This window comes from Streptomyces sp. NPDC058697 (assembly GCF_042715345.1).
Classification (GTDB): Bacteria; Actinomycetota; Actinomycetes; order Streptomycetales; family Streptomycetaceae; genus Streptomyces; species Streptomyces liliifuscus.
Map to the genome: position 1 here is coordinate 349,352 of NZ_JBHXSU010000005.1, position 24,660 is coordinate 374,011.

Annotated in this window: 18 protein-coding genes and 1 pseudogene; 8 read left to right on the forward strand and 11 right to left on the reverse strand. The window is 68.3% G+C overall.

Features of this window, described 5'->3' with window-relative positions; translation table 11 throughout:
• The first annotated feature begins 244 nt into the window (after positions 1-244).
• On the forward strand, positions 245-2,404 hold the full coding sequence (locus ACFWXQ_RS15205) for a primosomal protein N' (protein ID WP_383936899.1): 2,160 nt from the start codon (positions 245-247) through the stop codon (positions 2,402-2,404).
• Positions 2,405-2,566: 162 nt separating this feature from the next.
• Here ACFWXQ_RS15205 and ACFWXQ_RS15210 read toward each other — a convergent pair whose 3' ends face one another.
• Complete coding sequence (locus ACFWXQ_RS15210; RefSeq protein WP_200399535.1) at positions 2,567-3,118, reverse strand: hypothetical protein; 552 nt, start codon at positions 3,116-3,118, stop codon at positions 2,567-2,569.
• A gap of 300 nt (positions 3,119-3,418) precedes the next feature.
• Here ACFWXQ_RS15210 and fmt point away from each other — a divergent pair, with 300 nt between their 5' ends.
• The 5 genes from fmt to ACFWXQ_RS15235 all read left to right on the forward strand — a co-directional run bounded on the left by fmt (position 3,419) and on the right by ACFWXQ_RS15235 (position 12,885).
• Positions 3,419-4,351 (forward strand): methionyl-tRNA formyltransferase, encoded by a 933-nt coding sequence (gene fmt, locus ACFWXQ_RS15215; protein WP_383936897.1) that lies wholly within the window; start codon positions 3,419-3,421, stop codon positions 4,349-4,351.
• A gap of 338 nt (positions 4,352-4,689) precedes the next feature.
• Complete coding sequence (locus ACFWXQ_RS15220; protein WP_383936895.1) at positions 4,690-6,120, forward strand: RsmB/NOP family class I SAM-dependent RNA methyltransferase; 1,431 nt, start codon at positions 4,690-4,692, stop codon at positions 6,118-6,120.
• A gap of 230 nt (positions 6,121-6,350) precedes the next feature.
• Positions 6,351-9,425, forward strand: a complete 3,075-nt coding sequence (locus ACFWXQ_RS15225; RefSeq protein WP_383936893.1) for a TnsA-like heteromeric transposase endonuclease subunit — start codon at positions 6,351-6,353, stop codon at positions 9,423-9,425.
• On the forward strand, positions 9,422-10,570 hold the full coding sequence (locus ACFWXQ_RS15230) for a TniB family NTP-binding protein (protein WP_383936892.1): 1,149 nt from the start codon (positions 9,422-9,424) through the stop codon (positions 10,568-10,570). Before ACFWXQ_RS15225 ends, ACFWXQ_RS15230 begins: the two co-directional genes overlap by 4 nt.
• A complete protein-coding gene (locus tag ACFWXQ_RS15235) occupies positions 10,567-12,885 on the forward strand; it encodes a TniQ family protein (protein WP_383936890.1) in 2,319 nt (772 codons plus the stop codon). Before ACFWXQ_RS15230 ends, ACFWXQ_RS15235 begins: the two co-directional genes overlap by 4 nt.
• A 190-nt stretch (positions 12,886-13,075) precedes the next feature.
• Here ACFWXQ_RS15235 and ACFWXQ_RS15240 read toward each other — a convergent pair whose 3' ends face one another.
• From ACFWXQ_RS15240 to ACFWXQ_RS15285, 10 genes and pseudogenes are all read right to left on the reverse strand, one after another.
• The gene (locus tag ACFWXQ_RS15240) at positions 13,076-14,545 is read right to left on the reverse strand and encodes a UvrD-helicase domain-containing protein (protein ID WP_383936922.1); all 1,470 of its coding nucleotides are present in this window, start codon (positions 14,543-14,545) and stop codon (positions 13,076-13,078) included.
• A 73-nt stretch (positions 14,546-14,618) separates the two neighbouring features.
• On the reverse strand, positions 14,619-15,107 hold the full coding sequence (locus ACFWXQ_RS15245) for a hypothetical protein (protein ID WP_383936888.1): 489 nt from the start codon (positions 15,105-15,107) through the stop codon (positions 14,619-14,621).
• Entirely contained in the window at positions 15,104-15,991 is an 888-nt protein-coding gene (locus tag ACFWXQ_RS15250; protein ID WP_383936886.1) for a DUF6083 domain-containing protein, read from the reverse strand. Before ACFWXQ_RS15250 ends, ACFWXQ_RS15245 begins: the two co-directional genes overlap by 4 nt.
• A 160-nt stretch (positions 15,992-16,151) precedes the next feature.
• Positions 16,152-16,415: a helix-turn-helix transcriptional regulator gene (locus tag ACFWXQ_RS15255; RefSeq protein ID WP_383936885.1), complete on the reverse strand. Its 264-nt coding sequence runs from the start codon at positions 16,413-16,415 to the stop codon at positions 16,152-16,154.
• A 1,237-nt stretch (positions 16,416-17,652) separates the two neighbouring features.
• The gene (locus ACFWXQ_RS15260; RefSeq protein ID WP_383936883.1) at positions 17,653-18,006 is read right to left on the reverse strand and encodes a hypothetical protein; all 354 of its coding nucleotides are present in this window, start codon (positions 18,004-18,006) and stop codon (positions 17,653-17,655) included.
• 516 nt (positions 18,007-18,522) lie between these two features.
• The gene (locus ACFWXQ_RS15265) at positions 18,523-18,864 is read right to left on the reverse strand and encodes a hypothetical protein (protein ID WP_383936881.1); all 342 of its coding nucleotides are present in this window, start codon (positions 18,862-18,864) and stop codon (positions 18,523-18,525) included.
• 399 nt (positions 18,865-19,263) lie between these two features.
• Positions 19,264-19,416: pseudogene (locus ACFWXQ_RS15270) on the reverse strand (XdhC family protein); the annotation flags it as partial.
• Between the two features lie 18 nt (positions 19,417-19,434).
• Complete coding sequence (locus ACFWXQ_RS15275; RefSeq protein ID WP_383936879.1) at positions 19,435-19,818, reverse strand: nuclear transport factor 2 family protein; 384 nt, start codon at positions 19,816-19,818, stop codon at positions 19,435-19,437.
• 38 nt (positions 19,819-19,856) lie between these two features.
• On the reverse strand, positions 19,857-20,801 hold the full coding sequence (locus tag ACFWXQ_RS15280) for a helix-turn-helix domain-containing protein (protein WP_383936877.1): 945 nt from the start codon (positions 20,799-20,801) through the stop codon (positions 19,857-19,859).
• A gap of 4 nt (positions 20,802-20,805) precedes the next feature.
• Complete coding sequence (locus tag ACFWXQ_RS15285; protein ID WP_386268309.1) at positions 20,806-21,723, reverse strand: helix-turn-helix transcriptional regulator; 918 nt, start codon at positions 21,721-21,723, stop codon at positions 20,806-20,808.
• Positions 21,724-21,955: 232 nt separating this feature from the next.
• On the opposite strand from ACFWXQ_RS15285, the gene ACFWXQ_RS15290 reads away from it, so the two are divergent.
• The gene (locus ACFWXQ_RS15290; protein ID WP_383936875.1) at positions 21,956-23,470 is read left to right on the forward strand and encodes an MFS transporter; all 1,515 of its coding nucleotides are present in this window, start codon (positions 21,956-21,958) and stop codon (positions 23,468-23,470) included.
• Positions 23,471-23,596: 126 nt separating this feature from the next.
• Positions 23,597-24,640, forward strand: a complete 1,044-nt coding sequence (locus ACFWXQ_RS15295; protein ID WP_383936873.1) for an aldo/keto reductase — start codon at positions 23,597-23,599, stop codon at positions 24,638-24,640.
• The last annotated feature ends 20 nt before the right edge of the window (positions 24,641-24,660 follow it).

Below are 24,660 nucleotides of genomic sequence, written 5' to 3' on the forward strand. Positions count from 1 at the left end.
GCGGTGAATCTGGTTCATGTACCGCTGCCGCTCAGAACTCGGGAGGAGCTGACGTCGCGGCGCCCGGTGCGATGGCTGCGGATACTTCCGGGTTGTCCCCTCGCAGGTTCGAATCCTGCTGCCGGTCCTGGACCGGTATGGCCGAGTGGCCCATGGCAGAAGCGCCCCACAGGCGTTCGTGATCCGTGGCCGGGCTGATCTCGGGCGGGCGGCGGTGTCAGTGGGGTCTGGTAGGAATGTTGCTGTGAGCAGCGCGGATGGGCGTGGGGAAGGTGGGGCCGAGGGTGCCCCGCCCGAGCAGCTTGCGTTGATTCGGGATGCCGTGCGGAAGGCGCCGCGGGCCAAGCCGAGGACCTGGCGGGGGGCCGCGGTCGCCAAGGAGCTGCCCGTGGCGCGGGTGCTCGTCGACAAGGGCGTGCTGCATCTCGATCGGTACTTCGACTATGCCGTGCCCGAAGAGCTCGACGCCGATGCGCAGCCCGGGGTGCGGGTGCGCGTGCGGTTCGGGGCCGGGCGGCATCGTGTGCGGGAGGGGCGGCGCGAGGGCGGGGGGCTGATCGACGGGTTCCTGATCGAGCGGCTGGCCGAGTCCGACTACTCCGGGCCGCTGGCCGCGCTCGCTCAAGTCGTCTCGCCCGAGCCCGTGTTGAGCGAGGAACTGCTGGGCCTCGCCCGGGCCGTCGCCGATCGGTACGCGGGGAGTCTGGCCGATGTGCTCCAGCTGGCCGTGCCGCCGCGCAACGCCAGAGCCGAGCAGAAGCCGTCGCCCGAGCCGTTGCCGGTTCCCGAGGCGCCGGGGGTCGGGTCCTGGGCGCGGTACTCCCGGGGGGCCGCCTTCGTCGAGTCGCTCGCGGGCGGCGGGGCGCCCCGGGCCGTGTGGAACGCGCTGCCGGGGCCCGGCTGGGCCGAGGAGTTGGCGCGGGCCGTGGGGGCGACGCTCGCCTCGGGCCGCGGCGCCCTCGTCGTCGTGCCGGACGGGCGGGCCGTCAGCCGGGTCGACGCCGCGCTGACCTCCGTGCTGGGTGAGGGGCAGCACGCCGTGCTCACCGCCGAGGCCGGCCCCGAGAAGCGGTACCGGCAGTGGCTCGCGGTGCGGCGCGGGTCCGTACGGGCCGTCGTGGGCACCCGGGCCGCCATGTTCGCGCCCGTGCAGGACCTGGGGCTTGTCGCCATGTGGGACGACGGGGACGGCAGCCACAGCGAGCTGCACGCCCCCCAGCCGCATGCGCGGGAGGTGCTGTTGCTGCGGGCCGCGCACGACAGGTGCGCCTTCCTGCTGGGGAGTTGGAGCTGCACCGTCGAGGCGGCGCAGCTCGTGGAGAGTGGCTGGGCGGCGCCGATCGTCGCCGAGCGGGAGCAGGTGCGGGGCGCGGCTCCGCTCGTACGGACCGTGGGGGACGGGGATCTCGCGCGCGATGAGGCGGCGCGGGCCGCACGGCTGCCCACCCTCGCCTGGCAGGTCGTACGGGAGGGGCTGAAGCAGGGGCCGGTGCTGGTGCAGGTGCCACGGCGTGGCTATGTGCCGCGGATGGCCTGTGCGCAGTGCCGGGCGGCTGCTCGGTGTCGCCACTGCGCCGGGCCGTTGGAAGGGCAGGACGCGGGCGGGCTGCGGTGCGGGTGGTGCGGTCGGGACGAGCCGGAGTGGCGCTGTCCCGAGTGCGGCGGGTTCCGGCTGCGGGCGCAGATCGTGGGGGCGCGGCGCACCGCCGAGGAGCTCGGGCGGGCCTTTCCGGCGGTCCCCGTACGGACGTCGGGGCGCGAGCAGATTCTGGACACGGTGCCGGGAGCGCCCGCGCTGGTCGTCAGCACGCCGGGCGCGGAACCCGTGGCCGAGGGCGGGTACGCGGCCGCGCTGCTGCTCGACGGCTGGGCGATGCTGGGGCGGCCCGATCTGCGGGCCGGCGAGGACGCGTTGCGGCGGTGGATCGGGGCGGCGGCGCTGGTCCGGGGGCAGCGGGACGGCGGGACCGTGGTGGTCGTCGCCGAGCCGACGCTGCGGCCGGTGCAGGCGCTGGTGCGGTGGGATCCGGTGGGGCACGCCGTCCGTGAGCTGGCTGAGCGTGCCGAGCTGGGCTTTCCGCCCGTGTCGCGGATGGCTGCCGTGTCCGGGACGGCGGAGGCCCTCGCCGGGTTCCTGGCCGCCGTCGAACTGCCGCGCGAGGCCGAGGTGTTGGGGCCCGTGCCGGTGGCTCCGGCGGATCCCGGGCGGCCACGGCGGACGGGGGCGCCACCGGTGGGCGAGCCGTGGGAGCGGGCGCTGATCAGGGTGCCGCCGGGGAAGGGGGCCGCGTTGGCCTCCGCGCTGAAGAACGCGCAGGCGGCTCGGATGGCGCGTGGGGGGAGCGGGGGCAGCGGGGGGAGTGACGTGGTGCGGATTCGGGTTGATCCACCGGATATCGGGTGACCGTTCGGTGCGGGTGCGGGTGCGGGTGCGGGTGCGGGTGCCGGTGCCGGTGCTGCGTACGCCGGGATCTCGGCGACCGGCTTGGGCGCCGGCGGTGGCTGTTCGTTCAGGTGAACGGGTCTGCCCCCGAGCGTTGTCGGGGGCAGACGGGTGGGTGTGGGGTCAGCCGTTGCGCGGGCCCGGGAAGGCGCTCGGCCTGATGATGTCCTCGCGGAGCGTGGGGCTGCCCGATGTCGGCTGGGTGGGCATCGGGATCGGCATGGAACGGGCCGCGGGGACCGTGGGAAGGCCGGTGTTGACGGCGACCGTGCGGGAGGAGCCCGACGGTTCCGTGGCGCGCTCGGCCTCGGCGGCGGCCTGGGCCGCGGCTCGGCGGGCGCCGTAACGGCGGTGCACCGCCTGTTTGGTGACCCCGAGTGCCGAGCCCACCGCGTCCCACGAGAAGCCCAGTGAGCGGTCGAAGTCCACGGCGGCGGTGACCAGGGTCTCGACGCTGTCCCGCAGCTCCTGGGCGAGGCGGACGGTCGGGGCGGGAGCCCGCCCGTAGACGACGAAGCCCGTGGACGGGCCGGAGCGGCGCGGGCGGTAGACGTTGCCCAGCTGGGCTGTCAGCGTGCGCAGTGCGTCCACCTGCCGGCGGACCCGCTCGATGTCCCGCACCAGCAAGTGCAGGCTGGCCCGAGCCTGGGCGTCGTGGGTTGCGTGGTCGGCCATGAACAAGCCTCTCGAACCGGCGTTGAAAAGGACCGGGCCGCGAGTGCGGCCCGTTTTGGTCAACTCTTTCTTGACCAACGCGTTTGAGGGTGAGTGGTCACGCTTATGGGGCGTGGGGGCATATGCGTACGCCCCCGGCGGCTGGGCGTGCGCTCGCCTCGGCCTTCGTGTTCGGCCTTGGCCTTCGCTCGCGACCGGTGGGTCCCGCCCGAACCGCCCGCACCGGTCGCACGGTCCACGCCGCCCCATAGACTGGTGTGCTGCCCGTCATGAACCCGCCCGAGAGGCCGACTGCCACCCATGAAGCTCGTCTTCGCCGGTACCCCCGAGGTCGCCGTTCCCGCTCTGGACGCCCTGATCGCCTCCGGGCGGCATGAGGTGGCCGCCGTCGTCACCCGGCCCGACGCGCCGGCGGGGCGGGGGCGGAGGCTTGTCGCGAGCCCCGTCGCCGAGCGGGCGGAGGAGGCCGGCATCGAGGTGCTGAAGCCGGTGAAGCCGCGGGACGAGGCGTTTCTGGCACGGCTGCGGGAGATCGCGCCTGACTGTTGCCCCGTGGTCGCCTACGGTGCGTTGCTGCCCCGGGTCGCGCTCGACATCCCCGCCCAGGGCTGGGTCAATCTGCACTTCTCGCTGCTGCCCGCCTGGCGTGGAGCGGCGCCCGTGCAGCACGCGGTCATGGCCGGGGACGAGATCACCGGGGCCTCCACGTTTCTGATCGAGGAGGGGCTCGACTCCGGGCCCGTCTACGGGACCGTCACCGAGGAGGTGCGGCCCACCGACACCAGCGGGGATCTGCTGACGCGGCTCGCCTTCGCGGGAGCGGGGCTGCTTGCCGCGACCATGGACGGGATCGAGGACGGCACGCTTAAGGCTGTGCCGCAGCCGGGGGACGGTGTCACGCTGGCTCCGAAGATCAGTGTCGAGGACGCGCACGTGGACTGGGCCGCGCCCGCGCTTCGCGTCGACCGGGTCGTACGTGGGTGCACTCCCGCGCCGGGGGCGTGGACCGTGTTCCGGGGGGAGCGGCTCAAGTTGATCCAGGTCTCGCTTGCTCCCGAGCGGACGGATCTTGCTCCGGGGGCGTTGGGTGTCGGCAAGAACAATGTGTACGTGGGGACCGGGTCGTTTGCGGTTGAGTTGCTGTGGGTGCAGGCGCAGGGGAAGAAGCCGATGCGGGCGGCGGATTGGGCGCGGGGGGTTCGGATCGGGGGTGGCGAGGTGGTTGGGGGCTGAGGGTTCTTTTCCGGCGGTCGGCTCAGTGTGGGTGGGTGTGCGGCGGGTCGGTTGTCGGGTGCGGGCCGGTGGGGGCTGGTCGCGCAGTTCCCCGCGCCCCTAAAAGATTGCGCAGTTCCCCGCGCCCCTCAGGAACGAGCCGTCCACCGTGCCTGAAAGCGTGCCGCTTCTCGCGGCCTTGAAAGGACGAGGCCCGCGCTGCGTAGAACCGCCGTTCCCCGCGCCCCTGAAGAACGAGACGTCCCCCGCGCATGCATGCGTGCCCTGAGAAGGAGCGCGATTCTCCCCGCGACGTACGCTGGACCCGTACCTCTTCCACGAACCGGAGCACCTTTTACGTGAGTGAGCAGTCCCGTCGGCCCCGGCAGCAGGGCAAGCCGTATCGTCGTCCCAAGAAGGACCCCGTGCGGATGCTTGCGTTCGATGCGTTGCGGGCGGTGGACGAGAGGGACGCGTATGCGAATCTCGTGTTGCCGCCGCTGCTGCGGAAGGCGCGGGAGAAGGGGGACTTCGACGGGCGGGACGCGGCGCTGGCCACGGAGCTGGTGTACGGGACGCTGAGGCGGCAGGGGACGTACGACGCCGTCATCTCCGCGTGTGTCGACCGGCCGCTCCGCGAGGTCGACCCGCCGGTGTTGGACGTGCTGAGCCTCGGTGCGCATCAGCTGCTCGGGACGCGGATCCCGACGCACGCCGCCGTGTCCGCGTCGGTCGAGCTGGCGAGGGTCGTGCTCGGGGACGGGCGGGCGAAGTTCGTCAACGCCGTGCTGCGGAAGATCGCGCAGCACGATCTCGACGGCTGGCTGGAGCTGGTCGCGCCGCCCTACGACGACGATCCCGAGGATCATCTCGCCGTCGTGCATTCGCATCCGCGATGGGTCGTCTCCGCTTTGTGGGACTCGCTCGGGGGTGGGCGCGCCGGGATCGAGGATCTTCTCGAAGCCGACAACGAACGGCCCGAGGTGACCCTCGTGGCCCGCCCGGGGCGCACCACGGCCGATGAGATCCTCGGCGCGCTCGGGGACGAGAACGCGCTGCCCGGGCGCTGGTCGCCGTACGCCGTGCGGCTGTCCGAGGGCGGCGAGCCGGGCGCCATCGACTCCGTACGCGAAGGGCGTGCGGGCGTGCAGGACGAGGGCAGCCAGCTCGTGGCGCTCGCCCTCGCCAACGCGCCCCTCGACGGACCGGACAAGGCATGGCTCGACGGCTGTGCCGGACCCGGCGGCAAGGCGGCCATGCTCGCCGGACTCGCCGCCGAGCGCGGGGCCCTGCTGCTCGCCTCCGAGAAGCAGCCGCACCGGGCCGGCCTCGTCGCCAAGGCGCTCGCCGGGAACCCGGGGCCCTACCAGGTCATCGCCGCCGACGGGACACGGCCGCCGTGGCGTCCGGGCACGTTCGACCGCGTACTGATGGACGTGCCCTGCACGGGTCTTGGCGCGTTGCGTCGTCGTCCCGAGGCCCGTTGGCGGCGGCGCCCCGACGACCTGGACGGGTTCGCGCCGTTGCAGCGCGGACTGCTGCGTACGGCGCTCGACTCGGTGCGGGTGGGCGGTGTCGTCGGGTACGCCACCTGCTCGCCGCACCTCGCGGAGACCCGGGTCGTGGTCGACGATGTGCTCAAGCAGTACGGCGGCTCGGCCGAACTCCTCGATGCCCGCCCGCTCTTCCCGGGCGTACCGGCGCTGGGCGACGGTCCCGACGTACAGCTGTGGCCGCATCTGCACGGGACGGACGCCATGTATCTGGCGCTGATCCGCCGGACAGGCTGAACTCGGCCGCCGCTGTAGGTTCTCAAAATGAGTGACCAATTCTCATTCTGGTTGGCCAGTGTCCGACCAATCGGTCACCGAAGTGAGACGGATAGACGTTCGAACCTTCGCTCGTGTGTGTGGAAGTTTCGGTGCCCTCTGTACGGTTCGCTGCTTCCGTGTGACCTTCAGGGTGATGGGACTTGTAGCTACTGCTTTGAGGCCATCGCTCCGCTTCCTCGGGAGGTCACATGGCGAGGTCCATCGATTCCGTCTCGGTGAAGTTGCGTAGAAGTGACGGCGAGATCGCAGTGAGGACCTGGCCGCACGCGAGTGTTGATGACCTCCTGGAGTTCTCCACCCCGTGGCGCACGTTCCGTTGGTATTACGGGCAGAAGCACTACTCGGGATTCTACTGGTCCTCGACTATGCGCTCCCATGTGATCTATGAATCACGACTGGAACTCACGCGTTTGATTTATGCTGATTTTACACGAGACGGCAGAGCGATATTTGCTCAGCCGTTTTTGATTACGGCAGAAATCGATGGGGCGTTAAGGAGGCATGTCCCCGACTTCTTGATTCTTCGTGACGGCATGGTTCCTTTGGTGGTGGATGTCAAGCCCCGCCATTTGCTGACGCGGCCGAAGATCGCTTTCTCGCTCGGCTGGGCTCGTGAAGTGATGGAGTCTTGCGGCTGGGAATTTCAGGCGTGGTGTGAACCTCCGGAGGAGGAGATGGCCAATCTCCGGTTCTTGGCTGGCTACCGGCGCGACTGGCTCTTCGAGGCGGGGATGCTGGAAGAAATGCGCGGTCGTAACCTTGATGGAGCGACTTTGGGAGAGGCTTTCCACGCCTTCCCCCGCTGGCCCGGTGAGCTCGTTCGTGCCGCTGTCCTGCATCTGCTGTGGAATCAGGATCTGTCCACCGACTTGAGCGGGATTCTGTCCGAGCAGCATGTATTGCGCCAAGAGCCGGCCACGGTCGTGGGCGCCGGGATGAATACACTGCCAGACCCAATCGAGGATTCCGAGTACGGCGACATGGAGGTTATCCCGCCGCAGTACCCCGGAAATGGGCGTAGGAGAGGACGGATGAGCGGAGACGGCGCGGTACGCGTGGGTGTGGGGACGCGGTTCCATTACGATGGTGAAGTTGTCACCGTCGAGGAAATGTTCGGATCCGCAGCGGGAAATGAAATCCTGGTGAAGGACGGACGGGGCCGCAGGCTCCGGCTGTCCTTGAGGGAAGTTCTGACCTCGGGCCGGGCCCGCGTCATTGCCGAGAGGCCCGGACCTTCGTCTGACGACCCCGGTGAGACCGCTTCAGTGGTTCTGGCTCAGCTCGACGACGATGAGCTCGAGAAGGTTCGTGAACGAGCCGCTCACCTCAATGAAGTGATCTGTGGCTTTCGGTCCGGATCACCGGAGTTGGCAGCTCCAGGGGAACCACGCCTGCAGTACGCGCCGGGAACACCGAAGATGACTCGCTACCAGGCCAAGGCGGACGAGCTGGGGGTCGGCTTGCGCACGCTCACCAGATGGGTGAGTGCTTTCCAGCTTGAGCGGGAAGCTGCGTTGACGCGTGACCGGCCGGAGCGGGCAGTCGATGCTGGGGGTGTAGGGCGGGCTGATCCGCGGTGGGTGGAGATGGCCCTGGAAATCATGGCGGAGTACGAAGAGGATTCGACGCCGAGTCAGGCGTTGGTCATCCGCAGTATGCGACCCCGCTTGGATGCCCGCTACGGCAAGGGCGAGGTGCGGGTTCCTTCGAGGCCCACGGCCTATCGGTGGCTTCGTGAGCTGGAGAAGCGTCGGCCGACGTTCAGGCTGAGCGCGAAGAGGAACCGGGACATCGCTGCTCGTCCGACCGGCGTGTACGGGAAGTTGCGGCCCACAAGGCCGGGCGAGTACCTGCTGATGGACACCAATCGGCTGGATGTCTTCGCGCTGGACCCGATGACACTGCGGTGGGTGCAGCCTGAGTTGACCGTCGCCATGGATTGGTACGACCGCTGTATCGCGGGGCTGCGGCTCACTCCGGTATCCACCAAGTCCGTCGATGTTGCGGCGACGCTGTTTCAGGCCTACCGCCCCCGCCCGGCGGGGAAGGACTGGCCGAGCCATGCGGTCTGGCCTGACCATGGCGTTCCTCGCGCGGTCTTGTTGGATCGGGACGCGATCGAGGGCCCGATGGCGGACGCTGCAGCCCGGATCACGGGCCGGGGAGCAGCGGGGCCGGCGCTTGTCCCGGAGACGCTTGTGGTCGACCACGGCAAGGTCTACGTCTCCGAGCACATCACCAGCGTGTGCCAGCGGTTAGGGCTGTCGATTCAGCCGGCCCGCCTGCGTACGGGTCGTGACAAGGGGCCCATCGAAAGATTCTTTCTTACGCTGCGCAAAGGGTTGCTGGAGACGCTCCCCGGATACAAGGGGCCGGACATCTATGCACGTGGGGTGAACCCGGAGGGTGAGGCCTACTTCTTCCTGAACGAACTTGAGGCGATCATCCGGGAATGGGTTGCCGTGGTCTACCACCACCGTCCCCACGATGGCCTGGTCGATCCGCGAGTTCCGGGACTGAGGCTGTCTCCAGCTGCCATGTTCGACCACGGCATCGCCCGCGCTGGCTACATCGAGGTCCCCCGCGATCCAGACCTGGGATTCGAGTTCCTCAAGACCGAATGGAAGCCGATCCACTCCTACGGTGTCGAGACCCGTCGATGCCGCTACAACGGACCAGGCCTGAACGGTCTGCGCAATCAGACGAGTCCCTACACCGGACCGCGCGCCAAGGGGGGTTGGCCCATCCAGGTCGATCCCGACGACATTACGCGCGTCTACTTCCGCCGCCCTGAAACCCGGAAGTGGCACACGCTGACTTGGGAGCATGCGCCAGCCATGAAGTTCCCGGTCAGTGAAGAAGCATTGGAACTGGCCCGGCAACTGGCCGCGAAAAAGTACCCCTACCCCGACGACGAGAGTGCGATGGCCGACCTGCTGGAGCGCTGGAACCTCGGTCTGGGTATGACGAGGGCCGAGCGGCGTATGGCCTTGCGGATGGCGCGCGAACAGTCGGCCATGGAGCTGCCGTCCACCGAGGCTGCCGACGAGGCTGCCGCGTTGCCGTCCGTGGCGCGGGTGCTGGCAGCTGATTCCGTGGTGCTGGCAGAGGGTGAAGAGGATCCCGAGCCTGAGCCGTACGAGGGCCAACAGCCAGGTGATGACGATGATGACGACGAACTCGGCGGCCCCGGCCACAGCCTCGAGGGTCCCGATGACGATGATGACGACGACTTCTACGCGGATGCTCTGGAGGACGCATGACCGACGGGACGCCGCAACCAGAACGCCCACCGCTCGACAATCTGACACTCTTGCGCAAGGAAGGCTTTCGCCAACTGGCCGAGACGCCAGGACGTATTCAGCCCGACAAGCTGACGGTTGAAGAACTCACCGCGCTGAGCAACCCGGCACGCGCGGTCTACGACCGGCAGCGGCGGGACTGGCACGCCAATCTCGGGCCGATCAAGACGCCGCAGCTCATCGCCCTGCAAGAAGACCTATGGGACATCGTCGACAGTAACCTTCAGGACGGCGACAAGGCCAAAGGGGCAGTCGCGGTGGATGCTTTCCCGGGCCTGGGGAAGACCACGGCAGTGCTTCACTTCGCGCAGAAGTTCCATCGCAGGGAGATCTCGGAAGAAGGCGATTTTACGCAGGCAGGCCAGGAACGGTGGCCAGTCTGCCGTGTGGGGCTCACCAGTAACATCGGCATGAAGGACTTCAATCGTGCCATCTTGGAGTTCTTCGCTCACCCGGCTCGTTTCAGGGGGACTTCCGCGGAGTTCCTGCAGCGGGCGTTGGACTGCATCCTCGACTGTGAGACGAAAATCCTGATCGTCGACGATCTGCACTTTCTGAGGTGGTCGGACCGTAACGGCAGGGAAGTCAGCAACCACTTCAAGCACATCGCTAATGAGTTTCCCGTCACCTTGATCTTCGTGGGTGTCGAGTTGGCGAGCCGCGGTCTGTACTCCGAGACGGACCAGTGTGGTGACGTCACACTCGCTCAGACCGCCCGACGCACCACGCCCCTGTCGATGGATCCGTTCCTGGTGAACGACGATAAAGGTCGGATTGAGTGGCGGAGCCTGATGCTGTGGCTGGAGAAGCGCATTGTGCTGGCTGAGAAGTTCCCTGGCATGCTGGCCAACGAGTTGTCGGACTATTTCTATGCCCGTACCACCGGACACATCGGCTCGCTCATGACACTGGTCAATCGTGGCTGCCAGCGGGCTATGCGGACGGGGATCGAACGGCTCGACCAAGAGCTCCTGGACAGCGTCAAAATCGACGCTGCCTCCGAGAAGGCACGCGTGCAGCTTGAGGCTTCCCTGCGGGCTCGGCGCTGGACCTCGAAGAGGAGCGAGGCCCACACCGTAGCCACCGGGAAAGGCGGCGGCCGATGAGCTTGGCTCGCACGCTCCCGCTGCGGATCGAACCGGTGGAAGGCGAAGGGCTGGACAGCTGGCTCGAGGCTATGGCCTGCCGCAACAGGGCTCCGCTCACTCAGGTCGCCGAAGCCTTGGGACTGAGCGGTGTAGCCCCTCAAAATCCTCTGATGAACCCGCCATGGACCATCGCCCTGACTCCTGCGGAGTGTGCGCACCTCGCTTTGGTCACTGGTACCGATTCCGGAACGTTGCGGCGCATGACGCTGGCCCGATGGCACGGAAAGGCGCTGTTTATCGACTCACACCGTCGTCGCGTCGACCGACAGCGACTGTGGGGACGGGCATGTGGTTCCCGCTTCTGCCCTGCGTGCCTGAAGGAATCTGGCGGACGTTGGCAGCTGTCGTGGCGCTTGGCCTTCACCTTTGCGTGCACACGCCATCGCATGCTCCTGGCGGATACCTGCCCCTCGTGTGGAGAGATTCCTCGCAGCCGGGGCAACTACACCGGAACCACGCCCATTTTAGGGGTCTGCCCCACAAAATCCAAGGAATTCCCCCTAGACCGTTGCCAACAAGACCTCTGTGAAGCAGCAGCTTTGCCGCTGGCTGTCGACAGCCCCATTCTGCTTGCGCAGCAACAGCTGACCGAACTAATCGAAAATGATCCTTTGACGACGACGGACTTCGAGGGCGTCTATGGCAGCACACCTGTCGCTATCTCGCAGGTTCTGGCGGACCTGAGGACTTTCGCCTCACGTGTGTTGGCGCTCGCGCACGACGGCGACCTCGCACGCTGGGGAGCCGACGACCTTGTGCACCGCTGCAACGAGTATCGCCAAGCGCCGCTCACCACCTACCGCGGACGCCGAGAAGCGCACACCCGAGGGGCGTGGGTGGCTCCGACCGACGCTGCAGCAACCGGGATCGCCTTGGCAGCGGCCTTGAACGGCCTGAGTCGTACAGACCCGGAGGATGTCGTCGACCGCATCGCGTGGCTCACCGACCGGCTGGAAGCGAAAGGAGGGGGTGTCGCGCACTGTGACATTGAGAAGTGGAGCGCGGAGGCGTCCCCCGACCTTGTCGCCATGGTTCTGAGCGCCGTACACCGCAGCCAAGGACGTCGAGCTGTGCGACTGCACTACCGCACCACCACAGGACGTCCCCAGCGCCCGGCCAAGGGGCTGCAACTGCCGCTAGCCCGGGCCCAGAAGACACCGGTGCGCTTGTGGGACACCTGGACGCTGCGGCTCATGCCAAGCACCTGCCGTGGGAATCTGCGCTGGAGCACGGTCCAACAGGCTCTCGCAGTAAGCACGCTGCAGGTCGGAGCATGGATCAACCTGCCACAAGCACAGAAACTGCTCGGCAACAACCTTCCCCCGAAGACCCTGTCCCGCACGCTGGAGACGCTGCACACACACGAGGCCGGGGTGGAAATCCTCCGTGCCCTGACTCTGTTGGCGAACCTGCTCGATCACGAAGGCTCCCCGATCAACTATGCACGACGTCGAAAAGTGTTCGGGCAGCGAGCCGAGTTCATCACCCCTGAAGACTGGCTAGAGATCGAACGGAAGTCGGGCCGCACGTACCCGGTACCACCATCGCACGTGCACCATGCCAACCGTTGGATCTACCAACGCCTCACCGGCAACCCTGTGCGTTTGATGCGAGTGGCACCTATCCCGAATCGGGACGACAAGCCTAAGAAGTACCCTCAGTTCACATTTGATTTGCACCCATTCGAGGTCGATGAACTTACCCGGCGCTGCCGACAGCTACTGTCCGAGGAATCGATTGTAGAACCTCTGTCATGGGAACCCTCCTTTCCGGTGGAGATGCCGGCCCCAGTAAATCTCCCAGGCGTCCTGCTCGAGAGCATCCACCATTCGAAGGTCCATGAGGTCATCTTGGCCGGCGGTCTCAGTGCCTCAGCAGTTGCGAACGTGCTGAACACCAGCGCGGCACACATTCGCTGCATCATAGACAGACATCCGCTCAGTCGGCGGGAGATCTTAGAAGACCGTAATGAGAAATGGCGCCAGTTGTATCTGGCCGGTCACTCGATCAGCGACATCGGTCGGATGGTCGGAGGAAGCCACCCAGCCATCGCCAAAGAGCTGCGGCAGATGGGGGTTGAGATTCGCTCAAGGGCGCCGAAACGGCAATATGAGCGCCTGACCCAGGAAGTCATCCACCGCTATACCCACCTGGAGGAGTCGCTCCAGGACATCGCGGGGGCAACAGGCATGTGCCGCGCCACGGTGCGCAACATTCTGGAACGTGAGGGCATCTCCCGGCGACCGTGCGGACGCCGTCCTCTGCAAAAGTGATTTTTCGCTCAGCCACTGCCGCCGACGCGACATGCCGCCGCGCTCAGAACAACCTTGTGGTCCATGCGTTTTTGCGCCGCGGCAACCCCGCCTTGCCGGGGCCGCGTGGACAGGGATGTGGGCGGCGCCTTTCGGCACATCTTGCGGGACTTGAGCCGTCCGAAGCAGGGTGGTCTCCAACGCATGAGGGTCATGCCATAGCCGTTATGACGGGGTACGTGTCGATCCACGACAGGCCGCCGAGGTCGAGCTGGTGACGGGCGCGGGTGACGGCGACGTAGGCCAGGCGGGCGTCGGTGTCGTTGACGGGTTCCGGGATGGGGCGGCCCTGGGCGTCCTGTTGGTCGGTGTCCTTGGGCGGGGGAAAGTCGTCGGCGATTTTGACAGCGGACCATTCGCGGCCCTTGGCCTTGTGGGCGGTGGAGACGGTGACGTCGGCGTGCTCTTCGTCGGTGAGTTCGTCGACGGCGGCGAGGATGGCGTCTGGCCCGTGTGTGTCGACGAGGTCGACGAAGGGCTGGAGGTCGCCGCCGGCGGGATCGTAAGCGGCGTAGTCCTGCAGTTCGCCCCAGGAAGCGAAGAGGACCAGTTCGGGGTGGCCGGTGCGGCGGCCTTCCTTGAGGTGGCGGGCTGCGAGCGCCAGCGCCTGCAATGTGTGTCCTCCGCGGGTCAGAGCGACGCGGTGACCCGCGGCGAGCAGGTTCATGACCTCGGTCATGGCGCCGATGTTCGTGCGGCACAGGACCGCGTCCGGGTGGGTGATGTCGCCGACCTTGGTGGGGATGCTCTGGCTGCCAGTCAGGCGGATGGGGGCATCCGCGAGTTCGAGCCAGCGGTTAGCCTGCTCGGCGAGGAGAGGGCCGAAGCGGAACGACTGGGTCAGCGTGAGGTGCGTGGCGTCGAAACCGGTCATCACGTCGCGGGCACCGCGCCAGCCGTAGATGGCCTGGGCGGAGTCACCGACCATGACGAGCTGGGCGTGGTCGCGCTGCGCGGCGAAGACCTGCTCCAGGACCGGGTTCGTGTCCTGAGCTTCGTCGAGGAAGAGGAAGTCCGCGTCGATCCTCGGTTTCGTCAGGGCCCACATCTTCAGATAGTGGTCGTGCTCGAAGCGGACGATGCCGTCATCCGGGTTGTGCAGGTCGGCCCAGGCCTTGACGGCGAACGGCAACACCTCCTCGGCGAGTTGTGCATGCTGGGCCGGTGTTCCCAGGCCGCGTAGCGGTGGTACGTGGTGTCGGGTCAGCGTGCGGTCGGCGGAGTGGCAGAAATGGGAGACCGTGCGAAGCGCCGTGTTGGACAGCGTCCTGTGCCCGACTTCGCGGTCGCCGATCTGAATGGCCCGGGTGATGCCCAGGGCTTGGCCGATTTTCCAGCCGGGTTGGCGTGGGCTGTTCAGGCGGCGAACGTAGCGGTGGCCGACAGCGGCGTATGCCGTCGCGTGGGCGGTCTTGCACAGCACGGCACGGGGGAAGCGGGTCGAGGCGTCGGAGGCGATGTCCTTGTTGAAGGCGAGGTAGCGGCCGCGTCGCTTGGTTCCTTCGGCGAGCTGGACGAGGGTCGTGGTCTTGCCGGTGCCGGCGCCAGCTTGCAGGACGAGATGGTGTCCTGCGTGGAAAACGTCGGCGGCCTCGACCTGTTCATCAGTTGGAGTGGGCAACAAGGCCTCCGCAGAAGGGGTGATGAGTGGCTTGGCGTTCACGGTGGCTCCGCGGGGGAGCCTCTTCGGAGGGCTATCGCTTCGGTGGTTCGCGGTAGTGGCGTCGGCCGAGAAGGGCGTCGGCCGCGCACGCCAGCACTTCTTCAGGAGAGTGGTGAACAAGTAGTCCTTCGAGTTGGGCCGTCAGATGTCGACAGCGTTGTTGTTCGTGACGGGCGACGGCCGCGGCCACGCTGTGGCTCACGAAGTCCTGGGGGCGTTGGCCTCGGGTGGCTGCAGCCCGGCGGATGGCGGTGCGGGCTGTGTTGCTGAGGGTGAGGTTTAGCAGGACCTGACCGTACCTGTCCGGGTAGTGGCTGGTCAGGACGTCGATGGGCAACAGCGCGTCAAGCTGGCGGCGAAGCGCCCGCAGTGCACGGCCTGGACTCTTGGCCCGCTGCAGTGCCAGCAGCCGGGTGCGGTCGGCGTTGGCGGCCAGCCGCGCGGCGTTGTGGGCACGGCGGAGTTCGTCCATGGTGGCGGGTCGCGTCAGGACGATCTCGATCGCGTGGTGCGCTGTCATCTCCAGGCCTCTTTGCGGGATCGAGCGGTAGGACCGGGGCGTCGGACGCGTGCTGGCAGCCGGGTGCGGATGTGTTCGTGGTGAACGAGCGGGTCGAAGGGTTCCCAGTCGGGGACCGCCATGTCTGCAGCCGAAGGCGTTACAGAGTGCTGCGGGCAGCGCTGGGCCCGCCAGCGCAACTGCTCCGCGTACGGCAGGCCGGAAAGGTCATACACGGCCATGACCTCAGTGGGTAGGGCGAGTTGGCCGTGTGCCCGAGTAGCGGGCACCAGGGCCCAGGCGCCGCTGGGGGCATCCGGAGGGAGCAGTGGGTTGCTGCAGCGACGGCGCCGTCGGGCCTGAGCGACGCACTGGATCTCGTCGATGGGACGGGCGGCGAGGTAGCGGATGTAGAGGAGTTGCACGATGGGGCGGGCAGGGCGGCAGACGGTCGAAGCCGCTGCCTCGGCACCGGAGGGCGCACCGGGCGGGGTGAAGGCGCCGGTGTCGAGCAGACGGCGGGTGTTGAGAGCCAGCGCGAGGCGGAGCGCGACCAGTTCGGGCATTACTGGTGAGGCGTCGCGGGCAGGGCACACCGCCCCGTGCGGCAGGCGGCACCAGCTTGTGCCGTCGCCTGCCGGATAGGCGACGCCGGAGCTGACGTGCCAGCGACAGGCGGCGGGTACGCGCGCGGTCGGCAGCTCGTGGGGGTGAAGGCGGACCGGCTGACGGTTGGTCTGGTGGTACCACTCGATCCGGTTGCCGCAGTCGCGGCATCGGCCGGTCTGGCCGCAGCGCAGCAGGCGGCTGACGCCATCGGGGGCGACGCACAGGGAGCGCCGTGGATGGACGGCGGTGAGGCTGCCGTCCCGGCGGTGTCCGGGAGGTGGGGGCGTGGAGCGCATGTGGGCGAACCTGCCAGCCAACACGCCGTACCCGGTGCGTCGCCGCCGTGATGTCCCTCGGTCGGCCGCATTGAGGGCGACTGACGTACGGACAGGCGCTCACGCGTTCGCATCGTCGTCCCCATTTCGGGTGGTCAACGAAGAGCGCTCCGGCGGGAGGTCAGTCGCCGGTCTGCCCGGGCGGCTCATGTCCGCGGCACAGGTTGGCGAAGAGCACGTCGAGTGGGGTGCCCAGCGCATGGGCGAGAGCGTGCCAGGTCTTCAGGGTGCCGACTGTGCGGCCCTGCTCGATCTCGATGAGTGTGCGTCTGGCCAGGCCGGTGCGGGCGGCGAGCTCGTCGTACGTCCACCCCCGTGCCGCCCGCAGGCGCGCGAGCTCCAGGCGCAGCGCGTCGAGGTCCGGGTCGGGCGGCAAGATCGTCACCCCACCATCCGACGGTGCAGACCCCTGCCCTGTCAGTGCAGACCTCTGCCCTATTTCTGCAGGTGGAGGTGAGAGCGGAAGGGCAGATGTCTGCACTACCGTGTGCCGTCGCCCCACCCTTTGGCGGGTGTCGGCGCGAAAACACGCGATGGGAGGAGTAAGGGCCCGATGAGGCTGCGCACAAGGTGTCCCGCGGTGCGGCGCACCTGGATCGTGGAACTGCGTCCGCATGCCGGCGGGCCGGTACTCGTATGCCGGCAGTGCCCCCAGAACGGCAGCCCCCTTGCCGCTGCGTCCGCACGCTCGGCGGCCTTGGCTCACCTTGCCCGGCACGCTCGCTGCGATGTGCTCCCGGTACACATGCGTACGTGCCAGTGCCACGAACGCGGCTGCTGCTGGCATCCCCGCCACCGTGGCTGTGCCGGCCCCATCCGGCTGCTCCTGGCCCGTGAACGAGGGGGACGGGTCTGGCGGCTTGCCGATTCCTGCACTGCCTGCGCCGCGGCCACGGATCAGTCCGCCGTCGTACCCGACACGATCCTGTCGGCGGCTTCGCCGTGGCCATCCGCAGCATCACGCCGTAGACGCGGACGGCAGCCTCGTGGGCCGGGCGAACAGCGCCGGGTTCGAGAGATGCTCAGTTATCTCGCCGCTGCCTTGCCGCCCGACACGGGAGCCGCCGCCCGGCTCCTCGCGCTGCAGTGCGCCTTGCGGATGAACGCCGCAGTGAACGTTCAACTCCCGACAGGGATCCTGCGCGGACTTCGTCTGGGCCACCGCTCAGATCCGTGGCAGGAGCTGGAACGGGCGCGGTGGCTGAGCAGAATCCCAGCAACGCCGGAGGCCGACACAGCGACAGTAGCTGCCCGGCTGTTCGACGCCACGCTGCTTACCCAGTCTCCGGCCCGCCCCGACCGCAGGCGGGCCGCCGACTGGGCCCTGCGCGCGGCTCGACCTGCCCGCGTCGCCGCAGGCGGACCGCTCCCGCAACTGGCCGCCGTATGCCTCGCGGCGTACACGCCCCCGGAGGCCGATAACGGGCTCACTGAGGTGGACCGGATGGCTCGCGACTGCGGTCTGGACCCGTTTGCGCTGCCGGATGTACTCGACCAGCTGGTGACGGTAGGCCTCCTTGCGTCCTGGAACGTATGTCCGGACTCCGGAGATCTGCGATGGACCCAGGCAACACAGTGCATTGGCGGCATTTAGCGGCGTTCGGTGACCAGAATGTGTATCCCTATACGGAGGCCCTGGTGGCCCGGAGTTCGGGGAATGCCTCCTCCCAGACCTCCCTGACGGCACGTCCGATGAGGGGGTACATGGTCGGCCACAGGTCCAGGAGTACATCGCGGTTGAGGAATCGGCACAGGTCGTCGCGCATGCCTTCGGCAAGTACGGTCCGGTACAGGCTCATCCGCTGACGAGGCCGGTCCAGGTCCAAGACGCGCAGCCCTGACCAGACCACGTGCAGGGGCAACTCGACCAGGCCGTGCTCGGGCCCGGTCAGTGCACTGAGGCTGGCGGGCAAGCGCAGGGCGAATCTCGCCCGGTACACCGCCGCTGTGTCGGAGCCGGGACCGATCTCGAACATGGCGTCAATTGTCCCTGTAGATGTCGTCCGAATGGGACGCGGCCAGGGAGTCCGCAGACTCACTCCGGCCTCAGACCCACGCTCACGGGGAAGCCCGCCCCGCTCGCACCCTGCCTCGTACGGGCTGGTCAGCCAGCGGAGTGAGGGGGCGCGAGGCAGTTGTGCCCGAACCAGGTTCGGGTGGTGAGGACCAAGGCGATCCAGCTGGGTACGAACACCGAGCTCCACGCCACCGCAGCGCCCATGGAGCTGGCATCGGCGTGTACAGCATGGCCGTACAGGACGCCGCGGGCGATATTGCCCACCATGGGAACGAGCGGGGCGAACCACAGGATGGACAGGCCCGGCACGTGTCAGGGTCCCAAGAAGAGCGAGATGACCAGGTTTACTCCAACGATCAGTGGTGGGTGCCCCAGGCGTCCGGATCGCGGTTGGCGTCGGTGAAGTAGGCGGCATAGCCCGTCAAGTACGCCACCAGGGTCATGTGGGTGAGGGCGCTGACGGCGACGAGGGATTTCAGGACAAGCCCTGTCCGGGGCCGGACCCGGAGGAGGTCTGCTGTCGGCGCGGAGCGGACGCGTTGTCGTCGGTGTCGACGTCGTCGTCCGTGCCGTCGGCGGGAGCCAGCCGCGGGAAGAGCTCGTCGAGGTCGACAGGGTCGGGCGCGTGCCGGGCCAGGGTGTCGTCGATGAATTCTGTGGCCCAGCGGTAGGCGTGGGGATCGGCACCGGGCTGTTGTGCCCCGTCGGTAACCGCCTCCTGCAGGTCGGCCAGCCACTCCTGGGCGGGTTCATGGTCGAGTTCGGAGGCGACGCTCCTGGCCGCGTCGGACAGCAGCAGTTGGGGATCGCCGGCCACGGCACGGTGAGCGGCGGCGGCGAGTTCGGGCTGTCCGGAGGCGGCGCCCGCGATGACGCTGAGGGTCTTACGGCGCTGCCGCGGGCGGCCAGGGCGGCCTCGTCGGGCGTCTCGCTGCGGTGCGGGATCAGCAGTACCGCCCGACCCGCTACCCGGGCGGGAGCCGGGGCGACGGGCGCGGCGGCTTTTGCCGCGGTCCGATACTGCTCGGCCAGCCGGTTCAGGACACACTGGACTGGGCCTATCGTGCCGGACTCCTACGCATCACAGGCGGTGCCTACCAGTTCCGCCACCGTGAACTTCAGGACTGGCTCGCTACCCATTCCACCACCTGAGGCGATGGACTTGCTGCACGGCGCTCATCCGTCGCCTGGGAGGCCGCGTTTCGTAGGTTCCCCCTGTTTCCTCGGGGGTGTAGGCGCCGAGGTCAAGCCCGATCGGGCAGTGCAGGTGTGTGAGCCGATGGTCCGGCGCGCCGACTGCGCGCAGTGCGTCGAGGCAGTAGTCGTGCGTGCGTCGGGAGTCCATTGGGCCGACGTAGCCGATGGGGAGACATCGAGCACCTGTGGCTCACCAGGTCTCGGCAGCTGAGCGGACCACAGACCACGTGTCCTCCTCGTGGGCGTAGTCCATGGTCATCTCCAGCCGCCAGTTCGCGCGGGTGCCGTACACCGTCGCGTCGGTGACGAAGCGGCCGGAGACGTGGGCTGTGGCCCCGTCGATCTCGACAGTTACGCTCTTCTCCTCGATCCCGTGGTAGAGGAACCAGCCGGCACGCATCTGCGACAACCACTCCTCCTTGGGCTGTACATAGCCGGTCATGTGGGTGAGCGTGCACCCTTCGGCGAGCAGGTTGTCCAGAGCGTGGGTATCGCCGTCGAGCATCGCTTGCAGGTATGCGAGAAAGGCCGTGGTGACTTCCTCGCGGGCGCTCTGATCAGGGGATGGATGCACTGTGGCTCCTGTTGTCTGTCCGACCGAACCCCGTTCGTTCACGCGTCCTGTTGCTGGGAGGTGAACTCGGTGCGCGGGGCCGCCAGACCCGCCAGCAGCCACAGGGCTTTCCGGGACGTCGAGCCGGGCTCGGCGTGATAGGTGACGAGGATCTGGTCGGTGTCGCCGCGCAGTCCCATGGCTTCGAAGGACAGGGTGAGTCCGCCCACCACCGGATGCCGTAGCCGCTGGACACCGTGGTCTCTGCGGCGCACGTCGTGTCTGGCCCACAATCGTCGGAAGTCACTGCTCTTCTCCGCCAACTCGCCGATCAGCGCGGCGAGTTCTGCATCCTCGGGGTGTGTGCCCGCGTCCACGCGCAGGACGCTGACGACGTCCAGCATCTTGGTTTCCAGGTCGGCGAAACGTTCACGTACCGCGGGGGAGAGGAAGACCAGCCGGGACAGGTTGCGCTCCCGGGGTGGTAGCCGGGACCAGTCGCCGAACACGGTGGTGGCGAGCCTGTTCCAGCCCAGGACGTCCAACCGTCGACCACAGACGTACGCCGGGACCCTGTCGAGCGCATCCAGGAGTTGCTGGATGCCTGGCCGCAGCCTCTGGCTCTGGGGTGCGGCATGGCGGTTCCCGTGAAGTTCCGGCCGGGCAAGGCGGAACAGATGGGCGTGCTCGTCCCGGCCCAGGCGCAGGGCGCGGGCGACGGCGTTCAGCACATCGGCTGACATCGTGTCACCGTGCCCCTGTTCCAGACGGGTGTAGTAGGCGAAGGACACCCCTGCCAGCTGCGCGAGTTCCTCGCGGCGCAGTCCCGGGACCCGGCGTCGCCCGGACGATGGCAATCCCACGTCCTCCGGTGTGAGCCGGGCCCGGCGGGACCGGAGGAACTCCCGCAGTGCGGAGCGCCGGTCCAGTCCGGGGCCGGAACCCTCGCTGACGTCGGTACGCGACGGCGGTTGTGCGCTGCTCGGCGTGACGTGAGAAGTCATGTGTTCATGGCTTTTCGATGGGTTGCCTGTTGGGCGGGAGTCTCGGTGCGTGCTCGGACTCGTCTGCGGCCAGGTCGAGCAGAGCCAACGCGTCATGTTCGGGTGTGCCGGGCTCGGCGTAGTACACGACCATGCAGTTGGCCGGGGAGCCCTGCAGCTGCAGGGTCTGGTAACCCAAGGTCAGGTCGCCGACCTCGGGATGGTGGAAGGTCTTGCGCCCGTAGGTATGGCCCTTGACGTCGTAGCGCTCCCACAGGCGCGCGAACTCCGGGCTTTTGAGCAGGAGTTCGCCCACCAGTTGTGTCAGGTCGGGTGCGTCCGGCTCCATGCCGGCCAGGGCGCGCAGTCCGTTGACACAGCTGCGGACCTGGTTGTCCCAGTCGTCGAACAGGACGCGGGCACCGGGGTGCAGGAAGACGTAGCGGGCGATGTTGCGTTGCTCTTCCGGCCAGTCGTCCAGGCCGGCGACCAGCCGCAGCCCGCCCGGGTTGTACGCCAGTACGTCGCCGGTGCGGCTGAACACGTGCGCGGGGAAGGGGCGCAGACTCTCCAGCAGTAGCTTGACGCCGGGCCGTACGGTGCGGTTCGGCGCTGAGGGCGGCTGGGGGACCGAGCGGGCGGCGAGCGCCGCAAGAGCGCGCAGGTGATCGCGCTCGTCCTCTTCCAGCTTGAGCGCGCGTGCGAGGGAGTCGATCACGGACGGGCTGGGCCTGGTCTCCGTGCCACGCTCCAGACGCGCGTAGTAGTCGATGCTGATGCCGGCGAGTGTGGCCAGCTCCTCCCTACGCAGTCCGGGAGTGCGGCGCCGCCCGCCGCCGGCCACCAGGCCGACCTCTTCGGGCGCCAGCCGGGCACGGCAGGCGCGCAGAAAGCGCCCCAGCTCCGTACCGCGGGTACCGCCGCTGTGCTGCTCACGATCCATGTTTTCCAAGTGTGGGGACGCCACGACCTGGGCGGAAGGCGCGTGGGGTGCCCTGCCACAGCACCGAACGCGGCTCCAGGGCACAGCCCGACCTGCCACATGTCGCCTTCGGCCCGCACGCTTGACGAGCGTGGAAGAGGGCCTTGCCCGCGCGGCCGACAGTGTGGTCCCCGCTCTGAGGTGTCCGGCGCTTCCCTTCGTTCCATCCGTCACAGAGAACCGAGCCATTCCCATGTCAGCAAGTCACACTCCCGCCGGTGCGCCGGTGCCCGATCCGCGGCGCTGGAAAGCGCTGACGGTCATCGCGATCGCCCAGCTGATGGTCGTGCTGGACGCGACGGTCGTGAACATCGCCCTGCCGCACGCCCAGGCGGACCTGAACATCTCCGACGGCAACCGGCAGTGGGTGATCACCGCCTACAGCCTCGCCTTCGGCGGTCTGCTGCTGTTCGGCGGTCGGATCGGCGACCTGTGGGGCCGCAAGCGCGCCTTCATCGTCGGCCTGACCGGCTTCGCCCTGGCCTCCGCGCTCGGCGGCGCCGCCGTCAACATCGGCATGCTCCTCGCCTCCCGTGCGCTCCAGGGCGTGTTCGGCGCCCTGCTCGCCCCCGCGGCGCTGTCCCTGCTCACGGTGGCGTTCACCGAGGCCAAGGAGCGGGCCAAGGCGTTCGGCATCTTCGGCGCCATCGCCGCGGCAGGCGGTGCGGTCGGCCTGCTCCTGGGCGGTGTGCTCACCGAGTACATCAACTGGCGCTGGTGCATGTACGTCAACATCGTCTTCGCGGTCGTGGCCGCGGTCGGCGCCACCGTCTACGTCAGCGACCGCGGGGAGCAGCGCAACCGCGACCGGCTCGACGTCGTGGGCACGCTGCTCGCCACCCTCGGGCTCGTCGCCCTGGTCTACGGCTTCGCCCGGGCGGAGCAGGACGGCTGGGGCGCGGGCCTCACCATCGGCACGTTCGTCGCCTCGGCCGTACTGCTCGCCGTGTTCGCCCTGGTCGAGTCCCGGGTCAAGGCACCCCTCCTGCCGCTCCGCGTGGTCACGGACCGCAACCGTGGGGGCGCCTACCTCTCCATGGGGCTGGCCTTGGTCGGCATGTTCGGTCAGTTCCTGTTCCTGACCTACTTCCTGCAGCTGAACAAGGGCTACTCGCCGGTCATGACCGGCGTCGCCTTCCTGCCCCTGGTCGTCTGCCTGGTCATCGGGTCCACCCAGATCGGCACCCGGCTGGTCAACCGCGTCCCGGCCCGCTTCCTGATGGGGCCCGGCTTCCTGCTGGCAGCCGTCGGCATGGTGTGGCTGACCCAGCTGGAGGTGGACAGTTCGTTCGTCACCCACGTCCTGCCCTCCGAGATCCTGCTCGGCCTGGGCACGGGTACGGCCACGATGCCCGGCATGATCCTGGCCACCTCCCGCATCCGGCCGCAGGACGCCGGTGTCGCCTCCGCGATGGTCAACGTCTCGCAGCAGGTCGGCGGTGCCATCGGCACCGCGCTCCTGAACACCATCGCCGCCAGCGCCACCAGTACCTGGCTCGCGGCACGCGCGTTCTCCGGTTCCGTCCCGGAGGCGGCCGCCCAGGAGGCCGCCGTACACGGCTACACCGTGGCCTTCGCCTGGGGCACCGTGATCATGGTGCTGGCCGCACTGATCGCCTTCGTCTTCATCAACGACGGCGGCCCCAGCAGTGCCGACTCCTCCGGCGAGGCCGCGCAGCAGGTCGACATCCCGGTCGTCGCGCACTGACGGCCGGAGCGCGACGGGCCGTCCCGCCACATCGGGACGGCCCGTTCGTCGGAGCCTGGACCGGCCCTCCAGTCAGTCACCTTCCCCTTTGCCCGATTGCACTTCGACTCCCAAGGGAGACGCACGATGGAATACCGCCGACTCGGCAACACCGGCACGGTCGTTTCGAACCTCGCGCTCGGCACGATGACCTTCGGGGACGAAACCTCGGAGGAGGAGGCGTTCGCCCAGATGGACGCTTTCCTGGAAGCGGGCGGAAACTTCGTGGACACCGCCGACCTCTACACCCGCGGCGTTTCGGAGGAGATCATCGGCCGGTGGCTGGCGAGTCGTCCGAGCGACGTCACCGACCGGGTCGTGCTCGCCACCAAGGGCCGGTTCCCGTTCACCGACGACGTCAACGGCATCGGCTTGTCCCGGCGGCATCTTTCCCGGGCGCTGGACGCTTCGCTTCGCCGACTGGGCGTGGACAGCGTCGACCTGTACCAAGTGCACGCCTGGGACCCGCTGACCCCGATCGAGGAGACTCTCTCGTTCTTCGACTCCGCCGTCCGGGCGGGCAAGATCCAGTACGCGGGTCTGTCGAACTTCACCGGCTGGCAGCTCCAGCTCGCGGTCTCCACTGCCCGTGCCGGGGGCTGGCCGGTCCCGGTGACCCTGCAGGAGCAGTACAACCTCGCCGTGCGCGAGGTGGAGTGGGAGGTTCTGCCGGCGGCTTTGCACAACGGACTCGGCGTGCTGCCCTGGTCGCCCCTGGCGAGCGGCTTCCTGACGGGGAAGTACGCGCGCGGCGTCCAGCCCGAGCCCGACACCCGGGCCGGATCGGCCAACCCGCTCTACCAGTACACCTCGGCCAACTACGCCAACGCGGACCGGACCTGGGACGCGGTCGAGGCGGTCTTTCGGGTGGCCGGGGAGACCGGCGCCACACCCGCCCAGGTGGCACTCAGCTGGGTCGCCCACCGTACGGGTGTCACCTCGGCCATCATCGGAGCCCGTGACATGAAGCAGCTGGCCGACAACCTCGGCGCCGCCGATCTGCACCTGGACGCGGACGCTGTCGCTCTCCTCGACAACGCCAGTGATCCGAGCCCGGCGCCCTACCCCTACGGCCCGTTCGGCCTCGCCCAGAGCGACCGGACCGTCAACGGCGGCGCTCAGTTGGACTGACACGACCCGGGGCAGACCGG